The 13,199-nt window shown below is 70.8% G+C and carries 12 protein-coding genes; 2 read left to right on the top strand and 10 right to left on the bottom strand.

What is annotated here, in order from left to right; genetic code table 11:
- Positions 1 to 14: 14 nt before the first annotated feature.
- Genes GA0070562_RS27815 through GA0070562_RS27795 form a run of 5 tightly spaced genes read right to left on the bottom strand, consistent with a single transcriptional unit; the run spans position 15 to position 5,079 of the window.
- Positions 15 to 971: a carbohydrate ABC transporter permease gene (locus GA0070562_RS27815; RefSeq protein ID WP_091427487.1), complete on the bottom strand. Its 957-nt coding sequence runs from the start codon at positions 969 to 971 to the stop codon at positions 15 to 17.
- A gap of 13 nt (positions 972 to 984) precedes the next feature.
- On the bottom strand, positions 985 to 1,926 hold the full coding sequence (locus GA0070562_RS27810) for a carbohydrate ABC transporter permease (RefSeq protein ID WP_091427485.1): 942 nt from the start codon (positions 1,924 to 1,926) through the stop codon (positions 985 to 987).
- A gap of 22 nt (positions 1,927 to 1,948) precedes the next feature.
- A complete protein-coding gene (gene ngcE / locus GA0070562_RS27805) occupies positions 1,949 to 3,361 on the bottom strand; it encodes an N-acetylglucosamine/diacetylchitobiose ABC transporter substrate-binding protein (protein ID WP_091427483.1) in 1,413 nt (470 codons plus the stop codon).
- Between the two features lie 24 nt (positions 3,362 to 3,385).
- Complete coding sequence (locus GA0070562_RS27800; RefSeq protein ID WP_091427482.1) at positions 3,386 to 4,135, bottom strand: SIS domain-containing protein; 750 nt, start codon at positions 4,133 to 4,135, stop codon at positions 3,386 to 3,388.
- Complete coding sequence (locus GA0070562_RS27795) at positions 4,132 to 5,079, bottom strand: MurR/RpiR family transcriptional regulator (protein ID WP_091427480.1); 948 nt, start codon at positions 5,077 to 5,079, stop codon at positions 4,132 to 4,134. Before GA0070562_RS27795 ends, GA0070562_RS27800 begins: the two co-directional genes overlap by 4 nt.
- A 157-nt stretch (positions 5,080 to 5,236) precedes the next feature.
- Here GA0070562_RS27795 and GA0070562_RS27790 point away from each other — a divergent pair, with 157 nt between their 5' ends.
- Positions 5,237 to 6,226 carry an N-acetylglucosamine kinase gene (locus GA0070562_RS27790; RefSeq protein WP_091427478.1) on the top strand — a complete coding sequence of 330 codons (990 nt, stop codon included), beginning with the start codon at positions 5,237 to 5,239 and terminating at the stop codon, positions 6,224 to 6,226.
- A gap of 138 nt (positions 6,227 to 6,364) precedes the next feature.
- Here GA0070562_RS27790 and GA0070562_RS27785 read toward each other — a convergent pair whose 3' ends face one another.
- The 4 genes from GA0070562_RS27785 to ngcE (GA0070562_RS27770) all read right to left on the bottom strand — a co-directional run bounded on the left by GA0070562_RS27785 (position 6,365) and on the right by ngcE (GA0070562_RS27770) (position 10,272).
- The gene (locus GA0070562_RS27785; protein ID WP_091427477.1) at positions 6,365 to 6,961 is read right to left on the bottom strand and encodes a hypothetical protein; all 597 of its coding nucleotides are present in this window, start codon (positions 6,959 to 6,961) and stop codon (positions 6,365 to 6,367) included.
- An 85-nt stretch (positions 6,962 to 7,046) separates the two neighbouring features.
- On the bottom strand, positions 7,047 to 7,952 hold the full coding sequence (locus GA0070562_RS27780) for a carbohydrate ABC transporter permease (RefSeq protein ID WP_091427473.1): 906 nt from the start codon (positions 7,950 to 7,952) through the stop codon (positions 7,047 to 7,049).
- Positions 7,949 to 8,857: a carbohydrate ABC transporter permease gene (locus GA0070562_RS27775; protein WP_013287344.1), complete on the bottom strand. Its 909-nt coding sequence runs from the start codon at positions 8,855 to 8,857 to the stop codon at positions 7,949 to 7,951. The genes GA0070562_RS27780 and GA0070562_RS27775 overlap by 4 nt, the downstream gene beginning before the upstream one ends.
- Positions 8,857 to 10,272 carry an N-acetylglucosamine/diacetylchitobiose ABC transporter substrate-binding protein gene (gene ngcE / locus GA0070562_RS27770; protein WP_091427471.1) on the bottom strand — a complete coding sequence of 472 codons (1,416 nt, stop codon included), beginning with the start codon at positions 10,270 to 10,272 and terminating at the stop codon, positions 8,857 to 8,859. Before ngcE (GA0070562_RS27770) ends, GA0070562_RS27775 begins: the two co-directional genes overlap by 1 nt.
- A 163-nt stretch (positions 10,273 to 10,435) precedes the next feature.
- On the opposite strand from ngcE (GA0070562_RS27770), the gene GA0070562_RS27765 reads away from it, so the two are divergent.
- Positions 10,436 to 11,866 (top strand): acyltransferase family protein, encoded by a 1,431-nt coding sequence (locus GA0070562_RS27765; protein WP_091427469.1) that lies wholly within the window; start codon positions 10,436 to 10,438, stop codon positions 11,864 to 11,866.
- Positions 11,867 to 11,869: 3 nt separating this feature from the next.
- Here GA0070562_RS27765 and GA0070562_RS27760 read toward each other — a convergent pair whose 3' ends face one another.
- Positions 11,870 to 13,165: an aspartate aminotransferase family protein gene (locus GA0070562_RS27760; protein ID WP_091427468.1), complete on the bottom strand. Its 1,296-nt coding sequence runs from the start codon at positions 13,163 to 13,165 to the stop codon at positions 11,870 to 11,872.
- Positions 13,166 to 13,199 lie beyond the last annotated feature (34 nt).

Here is a 13,199-nt window from a genome sequence, read left to right as displayed (position 1 = left end):
CCGGGGCCCGCGCGTTACTTGCCGACGCCGGCGGTGAGGCCGGACTGCACCTGGCGCTGGAAGACGATGTACACGATCAGCACCGGAAGCATCGCCATGGTGACGCCGGCAAAAAGCCCGGACCAGTCGGACTTGTACCCCTGGTTGACCGACAGCTCGATCAGCCCCTGGGCGATCACCTGGTTCTTCGGCTCGCCGGAGACCGACTGCATGAGCAGCGTCGGCAGGTACCACTGGTTCCACTGCCCGAGCACGTTGAAGATGCCGATGCTGATCAGGCCGGGCTTGGCCATGGGCAGCATCACGCTGAAGAACGTGCGGGTGTGCGAGGCCCCGTCGACCTGCGCCGCCTCGGCGATCGAGTCGGGCAGCGTCCGGAAGAACGAGTGCATGAAGAAGATCGTGAACGACAGCGACCAGGACACGTAGACCAGGATCAGCATGAGGTGCTTGTTCGGGCCGAGCAGCGGGAGGCTGACCCCGGTGTTGTAGACGCCCTTGAACAGCGGCACCGCGGCCAGGTAGATCGGCAGCGTCAGCCCGGACAGGAACATCCAGTAGATCAGCCGGTTGCCGCGGAACTCGTAGCGCGCCAGGGCGTACGCGGCCATCGAGCCCAGCAGCATCGTCAGCGTCACGCTGAACACGAGCACGAGCAGCGTGTTCAGGAAGAAGCTGTCGATCCCGGCGGTCCACGCGCGGGCGAAGTTGTCCCACTGCAACGCGTCGGGGATCAGCGACAGCGGCTCGCGGATCACCTCCGAGTCGGTCTTGAGCGCCGACATCACCACCCACAGCAGCGGGTAGACGACCATGATCGCCCAGACCGCGAGGAACAGGTGCGAGAAGCCGTTGAAGATCCGGCCGCCGAAGCCGTTGCCGGCGTCCTTCGGGCGCCGGTCCGCCGGCGGCCGGGAAGGCGGCGCCGTGTCGGACCGGGCCGGGCCGGAGGTGTGGGTCACAGTGCTCATCGTCCAGACCTCCTCAGAACTCGATCCGCTCACGGCGGGTGATCCTCAGCTGGAGCGCGGCCAGCAGGATGGTGAAGATGGCCAGCGCGACGGCGATCGCGCAGGCGTAACCGAACTGGCCCTTCTGGAACGCGTTGAACTGGATCACCGAGGCGAAGATCTCGCTGGCGTGGTTCGGCCCGCCCTGGCTGGGCGTCATGACGAAGACCAGCGCGTACATGTCCAGCGCGATGAAGCCCAGATAGACCCAGGCGACCGAGATGCTGTCCCGCAGCAGCGGCAGCGTCACCTTGAAGAACGTGTGGAACCGGCCCGCGCCGTCGAGGATCGCGGCCTCGTAGATGTCCTTCGGGATCGACTGCATCGCGGCGGAGAACAGCACCATGTAGAAGCCGGCGCCGCTCCACACCGCGATGAACAGCAGCCACCAGAGCACCGCCGGCACGCCGAGGAACGGCTCCGGGTCGGCGGTGAAGGCGATCGGGTTGTCCGCGTCGACCAGCCCGATCTTGATGAGCAGGCCGTTGATCAGGCCCTGCCCGTCGGTGCGGTAGATCTGCTGCCACATGACGGCGATGACCACCAGCGACAGCACCTGCGGGAAGAAGAAGATGACCTTGTAGATCGCGGAGCCGAACACCCCGCGGATGCCGGCCCTGTCCTCGCGTCCGCCCACGTTGAGCAGGAACGCGAGGAACAGGGCCAGCGCGATCGTGAACAGCGGCACGGTGACCAGGAAGAACACGTTGTGCCAGAACGCCTTCCGGATCAGCTCGTCGGAGAACAGCCGGACGTAGTTGTCCAGCCCGACGAAGCGCTGAGAATCGGAGTACCCACCCCAGTCGGTGAGCGAGTACCCCGCCGCCTGGGCGAACGGCCACACCACGTAGAACAGGTACAGCGCGACGGGCAGGGCCAGGAAACCCGTGACGAAACGCGCGACTCCGTGCCGCATTGGACTCACTTCCTCGCGGTGATCAGGCGGTGCGGGTCTGCTTCTTGATCGACGAGTCCTTGGCGACCTTGTCGGCGGCCGCCTGCATCTTGTCGACGAACTGCTGCGCGGTCAGGCGGCCGGCCATCAGCTCCTCGGAGAGGTTCTGGCTCTCCTTGTCCAGGTCGGCATAGAAGTCCGGGAACTTCACCGAGATCAGGTCCGAGCTGCCGCTCTTCATCAGCGAGTTCGCCGACGCCAGCGCGGTGTCCTGGACGTTGTCGCCGGAGCCCTTGGTGGAGGCCAGCGACTTGGTCAGCTCGGCGAACTTCGCCGAGCCGGCCTTGGAGAGGATGGCCCGCAGGAACTCCTTCGCGGCCTCCTTGTTCGGCGCCTTGCTCGGCACCACGAAGCCCTCGCCGGAGGAGGCGAAGACGTCCTTGGCGGCCTTGTCCCCGCTCTTGCTCCAGTAGTCGGAGATGGTCATCTCGAAGCCCGGCGGGATGGTCGCGGCCATCTCGTTCTTCAGCCAGGTGCCGACCTGGATGAAGGCCGCCTTGCCGTCCAGGAACGCCTGCTGCGACTGGGTGTGGTCGAGCTTGCCCGGCAGCAGCAGCTTGTCCTTGACGAGCTTCTCCCACGGCTCCAGCGCCGCGACGATGCCGTCGGCCTTCCAGGCGCCGTCCTTCAGGTTGTCGATGTCGACGACGGCCTGCTTGCCGACCGCCTTCCAGATGCTGGCGAACAGCGCCCAGCGCGGGTAGTAGCCGTGGACCGCGTCGTGCACGTACGGCGCCATGCCCTTGGCCTTGATCTTCGGCGCGAGCGCGAAGAACTCGTCCCAGGTGGTCGGCGCGGTCCATCCCTCCTTCTTGAACAGGGCGGCGTTGTACCAGTTGCCCCAGACCGTGTACGCGACGTTGACCACGTAGAACTTGCCGTTCTGCGTACCGTCGGCGACGGTGCCCGGCAGCAGGCTGTCGGCGACAGTCCCCTCGCTGTCCCAGGCCGGCGCGGTGAGCAGGTCGTCGAGCGGCTCGATGGCGCCCTCGTTGATGAGCGTGCTGCGGTCCATCATGTCGGCGCCCGAGTTCATCACCAGGTCGCTCGGCTGCGTCGCCATCTTCGGCTGCTCTTCGGTCTTGATCTTCTGGGTCGAAGACATGTTGACCGTGACGTTCGCGTGCTTGGCGTTGAAGATGACCTTGTCTTCCTTGGCCCACTGGTCGCCCAGGCCACCGTTGAAGACCACCACCTTGACCGCGCTGCCGTCCTTGACGCCGAACGGGTTGTCCTTGCTCTTGGCCGCGCCGCCGCCGTCGGACTTGCTCGGCTCGCTGCCGGCGCAGGCGCTCAGCAGACCGGCCGCCGGTACGGCCAGCAGACCGGCCGCCGCGGCACGCCGCAGCAGCGTCCGACGGCTGACGTCGCCGAACTTCTCGGGGGAAACCGACATCTTGTCTCTCCTTGTGGTGTCGGGTCAGGCGGTCCGCCGGAGACGCCCGGCGTACCGCGACTCGAGGGCGAGGTTGTGCTCGTCCCCACCGGGGACGTTGGCGGAGAGGTAGACAGGGGGCACCTCTCCGGCCTGGTGGAACCGTCGTACGACCTCGGCGGTCAGCAGCTGCGCCAGCAGCGCCGCGGTGACCGACGAGACCGCACAGACCGCGCCGCCGCCCTCGAGCGGCAGCAGTGCGTCGCCGTACGGCGCGCCGTTGTCCAGCACGACGTCGGCAAGGTCGGCGAGCCGGTGCCCGGAGGGGTGCCGAGGAGCTACCCGGGCGGTGTGCTCGACCGAGGTGACAGCGATCAACGGGTGGCCGCCGCGCTTGACCAGCGTCGCCAGCTCGACCACCGAGCCGTTGATGCCGGACTGCGAGGCGACCACGAACACGTCCCCCGGCTGCGGCGCCGCCAGGGCGTAGAGCTGGTGCGCCACGGCCGGGTCGCGTTCCAGCTTCGGGTCGGCGAGCACGTCGCGGGGCGCGTCGCCGTGCAGCACGAGGTCGTGCAGGGAGAGCCGGTTGGTGGGGACCAGACCGCCGGCCCGGGCGACCAGCTCGGCGGCGAACGCCTCCGAGTGGCCGGCGCCGAAGGCCTGGAGGACGCCGCCCGCGCGCAGCCCGGAGGCGATCAGGTCGGCCGCCCGGTCCACCGCCACGGCCTGGCTGTCCACCAGCCGGTCGAGCACCGGGCGGACCGCGTCGGCGTACCGCTGGGCACTGATCATGAAAGGGCCCCCTTCGCGGCCTTGTGCCCGTCGACGGCCTGGGCGGTACGCCGGAAGGCCGCGTGGGCACGGTCGTGGGTGCGCTGCGCCACCGCGATGTAGAGCAGGTCGAGCACGACGAGCTGCGGGTGCCGGGCGGAGAGCGCGTCCGGCCGGAACGTGGTGGCCTGGCTGGCGGTGACCAGCACGATGTCGGCCAGCTCGGCCAGCGGCGAGCGGGGGAAGCCGGTGAGCGCGACGGTGGTGGCGCCGCGGCTGCCGGCCTCGGCGAGCAGCTCGATCGTCTCCCGGGTCTGCCCGGTGTGCGAGATGCCGAGCGCGACGTCCCCGGCGCCCAGCAGCGCGGCGCTGGCCAGTCCCTCGTGCACGTCGCTCCAGGCCCACGCCGCGACGCCGATGCGGTGCAGGCTGAACTGCATCTCCTCACCGACGAGCGCGCTGCCGCTGGCCCCGAAGATGTTCACGCGGTTCGCTCCGGCGATGGCCACCGCCGCCCGTTCCACCTCGGCCAGGTCGAGCAGCGCGGCGGTGTCGTGCATGGCTCGCGTGTCGGCGGCCATGATCTGGTCGAGCACCCGGGACAGCGGGTCGCCGGGCTGGATCTCCCGTCCGATGTCGACGGTCCAGCCGGCCGAGCGGGCCCGCCCGGTCTCGGCGGCGATGCCGAGCCGCAGGTCGGCGTAGCCCTCGAAGCCCATCGCCCGGCAGAACCGGGTGATGGTCGCCGGTGACGTGCCGCTGCGCTCGGCCAGCTCGACGATTGTCGCCCGCGCCGCCGCCTCCGGGTCGCTGAGCACGTGCTCGGCGACCCGGCGCAGCGCCCCGGTCAGCTCCCCCGTACCGGCCCGGACCCTGGCCAGCACCCCGTCGGCGCCCAGCCGGTCGGCCGGACCGGCATCGACCACCGCGGTCGCCGCGGAAGTCTCCACCTCGTGCTCGGCCATCGGCGGAAGCCTTTCGGAAAAGAGTGTTAACTGTTAGTGGTAAAAGTTCTTACTGAAGGCCCCTCCGTGTCAAGAGCGTGGGCGAAGTTTTCAAACTGTTACCTGGCGCACCGCCGCGATCTTGCGCCCGGCGACGCGGCCGACCAGCATGAGGACCATGTCGGACACCGTCGTGGTCGGCCTCGACGTCGGGGGCACCTCCACCCGCGCGACAGCGCTGAGCCTCGACGGCACGCGTCTGGGCACAGGCCGCGCCGGCGGCGGCAACCCCACCAGCCACGGCGCCGAGCGGGCCGCCGCCGAACTGCTCACCGCCCTGCGCGCGGCGCTCGCCGACATCGACCCGCTCCGGGTACGCGCCGGCGTCATCGGCCTCGCCGGCGCCGGCCGCCTCCTGGCCGACCCGCACGGCCGCGACGCGTTCGACCACGCGTGGGCCGAGGCGGGACTGCGCTGCCCGTACGCCGTGCACGGCGACGCCCTGGTCGCCTACGCCTCCGGCACCGCCGCCCCGGACGGCACCGTGCTGGTCGCCGGCACCGGCGCCATCGCCGCCCAGGTACGCGACCTGCGGCTGGACCGCACCGCCGACGGCCACGGCTGGCTGCTCGGCGACGCGGGCTCCGGATTCTGGCTCGGCCGCGAGGCGGTCCGGCGGCTGCTGACCGACCTGGACCGCGCGCAACCCCCCGGTGAGCTGGGACGCCGGGTGCTGGCGGAGCTGACCGGCACGACCGAGGTGGACGATCAGCCGCGCGCCACCGCCGGCGCCGTGGTGCAGGCGGTGACCCGGCGGCCACCGGTGGAACTGGCCCGCCTCGCGCCGGTCGTGGTGTCGTCGGCCCGCGACGAGGAACCGACGGCGGTCGCGCTGATCGCCGAGGCCGCGGCCCTGCTGGCGGAGAGCGTCTCCCGCATCCGCCCGCCCGGTGCCACCGACCCGGTGGTGCTCGGCGGCGGGCTGCTCACCGGCGACACCCCGCTGGCCGGCCCGGTACGCGCGGAACTGGCCGAACGGTGGCCGGGCGCACCGCTGCACAGCGCCGGGGACGGGGCGGCTGCCGCTGCCTGGCTGGCCGCCCGCGACCTGCCCGAGGTGACCGACCCGGCGGCACTGCACACCCGCCTGGTGCCCTCACCCACCTGACCCACCCGCCGCGCCGCCCTGCGCCGTGCGGTAGCGCTCGGGTGGAACGCCATGGGTGTCACAACGTCGGTTTGACACCCATGACGTTCCACCCGCCGTTTCCGGCAGACGTTCGCGTGCGCAGGGCTCCCGGGCTGATCAGTATCGGTCTTGGGGGTTCGGCTGATTCGGGTGCCAGCCCTGCGGAGCGGGCTGGCCAGGGTGGGCCTGCGGCGCGGGGCCGTACTGCGCGGGCTGACCCGGGTGGCCCTGGGGCGCGCTGCCCTGAGCCGGCTGAGTCGGGTGCCAGCCCTGCGGAGCGGGCTGAGCCGGGTACCCCTGCGGCGCGGCGCCGTACGGGGCGGGCTGACCCGGGGCGGGCGGGTACGCCGGACCGGGCTGACCGTGCCCCGCACCCGGGTACATGCCCTGCTGCTGTCCGCCCGGGTACTGCTGCCCGCCCGGGTACTGCTGCGCGTCCGCGAACTGCGGCGCGGCGGCCTGCTCGCGGGCCTCCTTGCGTGCCTTCACGGCGCGCACGATCAACAGGATCGGCAGCACGAAGACGTAGAAGAAGATCCGGTAGCTGTCGCCGTCGAAGAGGAAGAGCAGGTAGAAGCCGTACCCGAAGAAGGCCAGGCCGATGACCACGTTGAGGATCCGGGAGCCCTTGCCCTGTTCCTTGACGGCTATGCCCACCGCGATCATCGCGATGCCGCCGAGCAGCAGCAACAGCGTGTAGAGGAGGAAGAACATGAGATTCCTGTCGATAGATGAGCGTGCCGGCCCACCCTAGGTCAGCTCGATCTTCCCCACTGCCCCGTTGCCTGTGGCAACCACCTCACTTGAGCTGCCCGGCGGTCAGTCCGGACTGGACCTGACGCTGGAACGCCACGTACACCACGAGCACCGGCAGCACCGCGATGGTCAGGCCGGCGAACAACTGGGCGTAGTCACCGGCGTAGCCCTGGCTCACCGCGAGCGAACTCAGCCCCTGGGCGAGCATCCGGTCCTGCCCGTCGCCCGGCAGCAGCACCTGCGGCAGCAGGAACTGGTTCCAGTGGCTCAGGAAGTTGAAGATCCCGACACTGATCAGTCCCGGTCTCGCCATCGGCAGCATCACCCGGAAGAACAGCCGGAAGTGCCCGCAGCCGTCGATCAGCGCGGCCTCCGCGACCGAGGTCGGCAGCGTCCGGAAGAACGCGGTCAGGAAGAACACCGTGAACGGCAGCGAGTACGCCGTGTAGACCAGGATCAGGCCCGGCCAGGTGCCGAGCAGGCCGACGCTGCGGACCACGAAGAACAGCGGCACCAGGGCCAGGAAGACCGGGAACATCATGCCGCCGACGAACAGGTAGTAGACCACCTGCCGGCCACGGAACTCGTAGCGCGCGAAGACGTACGCGGCGGTGGCGCCGAGCAGCATGGTCAGGCTCAGCGAGCCCGCCACCACGACCAGGCTGTTGAAGAAGAACCGGCCGATGTGGGCGCTGGTCCAGGCGCGCGACCAGTTGTCGAACCGCAGCGCCTCGGGCAGCCCCCACGGCTCGGAGATGATCTCGCCGTTGCTCTTGAGTGAGCTGAGCACCATCCAGGCCAGCGGCAGGACCGTCATGGCCCCCCAGAGCAGCAGGAAGCCGTGCGAGAAGACGTTCGCCACGCCCAGCTCGCGCCGCGGCGGCCGGTCACCCGGGGTGGCCGCGCGGGTCGCCTCGGCGGCCGGGGCGCCGGTGTCCACTGTGGTCACGAGTACTCGATCCGATCACGCCGGGCGGTGCGCAGTGCCAGTACCGCCACCGAGAGGGTCAGGAAGAACATCGCCACACCGATCGCCGAGGCGTACCCGAACTTGTTCTCGCTGCCGAACGACGTGTCGTACATCCGCAGCCCGATCACGTCGGAGGAGAAGTTCGGCCCGCCGTTCGTCATGAGCTGGACCAGGATGAAGCCGTCCAGCGCCGCGATGGCCAGGTAGATCCAGGCGACCTGGATGGTGTCCCAGAGCAGCGGGATGGTGATCTTCCGCAGCATCGTCGTACGGGACGCGCCGTCGAGCAGCACCGCCTCGTAGATGTCGCGCGGAATCGCCTGCATGGCGGCGCCGAAGAGCACCACGTAGAAGCCGACGTTGCTCCACACCATCACCGCCAGCACGCACCAGAACGCGAAGCGCGGGTCGCCGAGCCAGGCCGGGGTGGCCAGCCCGACGGCGCGCAGGGCGCCGTTGAGCAGGCCACTGGTCGGGCTGTAGATCTCCTTCCAGAGCAGCGCGATGATCACCACCGAGAGCACCTGCGGGAAGAAGTAGACGAGCCGGTAGACCGAGGTGCCCCGCACCCCGGTCACCCCGGCCCGGCCCTTGCGTCCGCCCATGGTGAGCATGCTGGCGAAGAACAGGCCCAGCCCGATCGTCACCACCGGCACCACGGCGAGCAGGATCGCGTTGTTCTTCAACGCGTTCCACACGTACCCGTCGTGCAGCAACGTGCGGAAGTTCGCCATGCCGACCGGGTCGGCCTGCGCGGAGTAGCCCATCCAGTCGGTGGTGGAGATCTGAAAGGCCTGGAGGTACGGCGACAGCACGAAGATGCCGTACAGCGCCAGTGGGGGCAGCAGGAACGTGAGGATCAGGGGGAGGCGGCCCTGTCGCATCACGCCGACCGCTTGTACTTCTTGACCGAGCTGTCCTGGGCGATCGAGTCGGCGCCCTTCTGGCACTGGTCGAGGAACTCGGCCGGGGAGATCCGGCCGCTGAAGAACTCGCCGCAGGCCGCGTCGACCAGGTTGCGCTCCAGCTTGCGGTAGTAGTTGTTGTAGACCCAGTTGAAGCCGTTGGACCCGGACGCGTCGAGCGCCTTGACCACGGTGCCGAGCCCGTACGGCAGGTCGATGCCCTCGGTGGCGCCGGCGACCACGGGCAGGCTGGCGACCTTCCGGGTGAAGTCCTGGGCGCCCTTGCGGGAGAGCATGGTCCGGAAGTACTCCAGGCCACCGGCGACGTTGCGCGCCTTCGCCGGCACCATGAACGGCTCGCCCGCGGTGCCGCGGATCGCCTCGTACGGCAGCTTGTCGCCGCTGCCCAGGCTCGGCGTCGGCGCGACGGCCATGTTGAACCCGGGCGGCGTGACGTCCTTCTGCTCGCTCTCCAGCCAGGAGCCGCAGGAGATGAACGCGGCCTTGCCCTGGCACCACGCGGTCTGCGACTGCTTGTGGTCCAGGCCCGGGGAGCCGTCCAGGATGAACTTGTCCTTGACGATCTGGTGCCAGGCGTCGGCGGCGGTCTTCATCGCGTCCGACTTCCAGGCGTTGGGCTCCAGGTTGTCGATCGCCAGCGCGACCGACGGGCCGCCGAGCTTGATCGCGGTGGAGATCAGCGGCCAGCTCATGTAGCGGGGGTGCACACCGGCGTACGTCCAGGGGGCGATGCCCGCGGCCTTGATCCGGCGGCAGAGCGCGATGTGGTCGTCCCAGGTCTTGGCGTCCTCCCAGCCGCGGTCGGCGAACAGCTTGGTGGAGTGCCAGATTCCGTACACCGTGTAGGTGTAGTTGAGCACCAGGAAACGGCCGTCGTAGGAGCCGACCTCGACGGTGCCGGGCAGCAGCGTGTCCTTGACCGTCTTGCCGGGCGTGTCGAGGCTCGGCGCGGCGAGCAGCTCGCCCAGGTCGGCGAGCGCGTTCTGGGAGACCAGGCCGTTGAAGTCGATCTGGCCGGCGCCGGAGTTGTTCACCACGTCCGGCGGGCTGCCGTCGACGAACCGGGGCTGGAGCGTCTTGCTGATCTCCGCGGTGGCCGAGTGCTTGATCTCCGCCTTCGGGTACCGCTCCTTGTACATGGCCTCGTGGGCCTTCGCGTAGTCCTCCCCGAAGCCGCCGTTGAAGATCACTACCTCGAGCGGGGCGTCCTCGGCCACGCCGAGCGGGTTCTGCTCGCTCTTGGTGCCCTTGTACGCGCCCTTGTCGCCCTCGTCGCCGCCACCGGAGGTGGCGCAGCCGGCGAGCAGCCCGGCGGCGGGGGTGGCCAGCAGACCGGCGGCGGCGCTGCGCCGTAGGATCTCACGCCTGTTCATCGCATCTCCTCGGTCCGGGTACGCGCGGTGAGCACCCTGTCGCTTGTCTTCACAAGACGCATTTCCAATGAAGAATTTCTACGACAGTGCGACGGGGACCACAAGACCTCTCGACCGATCCGTTATCCGTACCGGTCGGCGCCGGCTGGCCTAGCCTGACCACATGCGCCGCCTGCGGCAGCTCGCGCAACGCACGCCGCCGGGGCGCGAGCGCTACATCGACCTGCTCCGGGCGCTGGCCATCACCATGGTCGTGCTCGGCCACTGGGGCGTCACCGCCATCGGGTACGACGACGGCCGCCCGGCCGGCCACTCGGCGCTGGCGGATCTGCGCTGGGCCTGGCCACTGACCTGGGTGGCCCAGGTGATGCCGGTGTTCTTCCTGGTCGGCGGCTACGCCAACGCCGCCTCGCTGGCCGCCCGCCGGCGCCGGGGCGGGTCGGCGGCCGGGTGGCTGGTGGACCGCAGCGCCCGGCTGGTCCGCCCGACCACCGTGTTGCTGCTGGTCCTCGCGGCGGGCGCGGCGATCGCGACGCTACGCGGCGCCGACGCGACGCAGGTGCGCGCGGTGGTCTGGTTCGCCACCATCCCGCTGTGGTTCCTGGTCGCCTACGTCGCGGTGGTGGCGCTGACTCCGCCGATGTACGCGCTGCACCGCCGGTTCGGGCTCGCCGTGCCGGTGGCGCTCGTGGTCCTCGTGACACTCGGCGATCTCGGCCGGCTCCTCGGCCCGGCCGCGCTCGCCGACGGCAACTACCTGTTCGGCTGGCTGGCCGTACACCAGCTCGGTTTCGCCTGGTACGACGCCACCCGGGCGGCCAACCGCCGCCCAGGCGACGCGACCGGCGCCGGGGCGACCGCCGGCGACGCGGCCGCTGCCGGAAGCCAGGGCCTGTTGCGCCGCGGGCTGCCGCTGTCCCGGCGGGCGGGCGCGGTCCTGCTCGGCGGTGGGCTGGTCGCGCTGGTGCTGCTCACGGCGGTCGGGCCGTACCCGGTGGCGATGCTCCACGTGCCCGGCGAGCGGCTGGACAACGCGGCGCCGCCGAGCCTGGCGCTGATGGCCGCGGCCGCCGCCCAGCTCGGCCTGATCCTGCTGCTGCGCCGCCCGGCCGGGCGATGGCTGCGCCGGTCCGGCCCGTGGCAGGCGGTACTCACGGTCAACGCGGTGGTGCTCACCCTCTTCCTCTGGCACCTGACCGCCGCGGTGCTGCTCGTCGGGCTGCTGGACGCGCTCGGCGTGCTGCCCACTCCCCCGGTCGGCTCGGCGGCCTGGTGGGCGTGGCGCGTACCGTGGCTGCTCGCGCTGGCCGCGGTGCTGGCCGTCCTGGTCGCCGTCTTCGGCCCGGTCGAGGCCCGCACCCGCCGACCGCCCGCGACCGGGCCGGCCGGGGCGGGTGGCCGGCGGCTGCGCGCCGGCCTGGCCGTCGCCGGGTACGCGGGCGTGCTCGCCGGCCTGCTGCTGAACAGCCTGGCGCCCAAGACCGCGCCGGAGCCGCTGGGCCTGCCCGCCCCGGCGCTGGTGGCGTACCTGGCCGGGGCGGGCCTGCTGCGGCTGCTCAGGTCCGGACGGGCAGGACGGCACCGGCCGGGTTGACGCTCACCCCCCGATCGAGCTGCGGATGGCGTCGACCATGATCGCCAGGCCCTCCCGGGCCTCGTCCTCGGTGAGCGTCAGCGGCGGGCCCATCCGGATCACGTTGCCGTACAGGCCGCCCTTGCCCACCAGCAGGCCGCCGGCCCGGCACGCCTCGAACACGCGGGTGGTCAGCGCCGCGTCCGGCTCGACGGTTCCCGGGTGGACGAACTCGACGGCGAGCATCAGGCCCTTGCCGCGCACCTCGGCGACCTGGTCCAGCCCGGCGGTGGCCGCGCGCAGGCCGTCGCCCAGGATCGCGCCGACCCGGGCGGCGTTGGCCTGGAGGTCGTGGTCGAGCAGGTAGTCGAGCACCGCGTTGCCGGCGGCTGTGGAGACCGGGTTGCCGCCGAACGTGGAGAAGCTGATCGCCGGCACCGACTCCAGCACCTCGGCCCGGCCGACCACCCCGGCCAGCGCGAAGCCGTTGCCGATGCCCTTGGCGAAGGTGAGCAGGTCCGGCGTCACGCCGTGCGCCTGGTAGCCCCAGAAGTGCTCGCCGGTACGGCCCCAACCGGTCTGCACCTCGTCGCTGATCAGCAGGATGCCGTGCTCGTCGAGCACCTTCTTCCAGGCGGCGAAGAGCCCGTCCGGGCCGTGCACGAAGCCGCCGACGCCCTGGACCGGCTCGGCGATCAGGCAGGCCACGTCGCCGGCGGTCTGGGTGGCGAGCACCTCGCGCAGGTCCTCGACCGCCGCGTCGACCCGGTCGGCGGCATCCAGCCGGGCCAGCAGCCCGCGCAGCCGTTCCCCGGAGTGCAGCCAGGCCACCTGTAACGGGTTGAGCGCGCTGGCCGACCAGCCGCGGTTGCCGGTGACGCCCATCGTCGCGTACGACCGGCCGTGGTAGCTGTTGCGGACCGCGAGGATCTGGTGCGAGCGCCGGTGGTTGGTGGCGACCAGCAGCGCGGCCTCGTTCGCCTCGGTGCCGGAGTTGGTGAAGAAGACGCGGGCGTCCGGGATGCCGGAGAGCCGGGCGATCTTCTCGGCCAGCTCGACCTGCTGACGAATCAGATAGAGCGTCGAGGTGTGCACGAGGCCGGTACGCAGCTGCCGCTCGACCGCCTCCCGGATCTCCGGGATGTCGTGACCGACCATCGTGGTCAGCACCCCGCCGAAGAAGTCCAGATAGGTCCGGCCGGCCGCGTCGGTGACCCGGCGGCCGGAACCGGCGACGAGTTCCAGGGGTTCGGCGTAGTAGAGCGGCATCCAGGTCGGGAGCACGGCCCGGTGCCGGGCCAGCAGGTCGTCGGAGGTCATCGGCGCACCCTTCAGCGGAGGTGGATCCCCGCAC

The organism is Micromonospora tulbaghiae, from assembly GCF_900091605.1.
Taxonomy (GTDB): Bacteria; Actinomycetota; Actinomycetes; order Mycobacteriales; family Micromonosporaceae; genus Micromonospora; species Micromonospora tulbaghiae.
Note: the sequence above shows the minus strand (reverse complement) of the source record. Positions and strands in the feature narration are given on the sequence as shown.

Coding starts and splice junctions, on each gene's coding strand:
- GA0070562_RS27815 (WP_091427487.1), bottom strand. CDS start 971: ATGAGCACTGTGACCCACACCTCCGGCCCGGCCCGGTCCGACACGGCG.
- GA0070562_RS27810 (WP_091427485.1), bottom strand. CDS start 1,926: ATGCGGCACGGAGTCGCGCGTTTCGTCACGGGTTTCCTGGCCCTGCCC.
- GA0070562_RS27800 (WP_091427482.1), bottom strand. CDS start 4,135: ATGATCAGTGCCCAGCGGTACGCCGACGCGGTCCGCCCGGTGCTCGAC.
- ngcE (WP_091427471.1), bottom strand. CDS start 10,272: ATGAACAGGCGTGAGATCCTACGGCGCAGCGCCGCCGCCGGTCTGCTG.
- ngcE (WP_091427483.1), bottom strand. CDS start 3,361: ATGTCGGTTTCCCCCGAGAAGTTCGGCGACGTCAGCCGTCGGACGCTG.
- GA0070562_RS27760 (WP_091427468.1), bottom strand. CDS start 13,165: ATGACCTCCGACGACCTGCTGGCCCGGCACCGGGCCGTGCTCCCGACC.
- GA0070562_RS27790 (WP_091427478.1), top strand. CDS start 5,237: ATGTCGGACACCGTCGTGGTCGGCCTCGACGTCGGGGGCACCTCCACC.
- GA0070562_RS27775 (WP_013287344.1), bottom strand. CDS start 8,857: ATGCGACAGGGCCGCCTCCCCCTGATCCTCACGTTCCTGCTGCCCCCA.
- GA0070562_RS27765 (WP_091427469.1), top strand. CDS start 10,436: ATGCGCCGCCTGCGGCAGCTCGCGCAACGCACGCCGCCGGGGCGCGAG.
- GA0070562_RS27795 (WP_091427480.1), bottom strand. CDS start 5,079: ATGGCCGAGCACGAGGTGGAGACTTCCGCGGCGACCGCGGTGGTCGAT.
- GA0070562_RS27785 (WP_091427477.1), bottom strand. CDS start 6,961: ATGTTCTTCCTCCTCTACACGCTGTTGCTGCTGCTCGGCGGCATCGCG.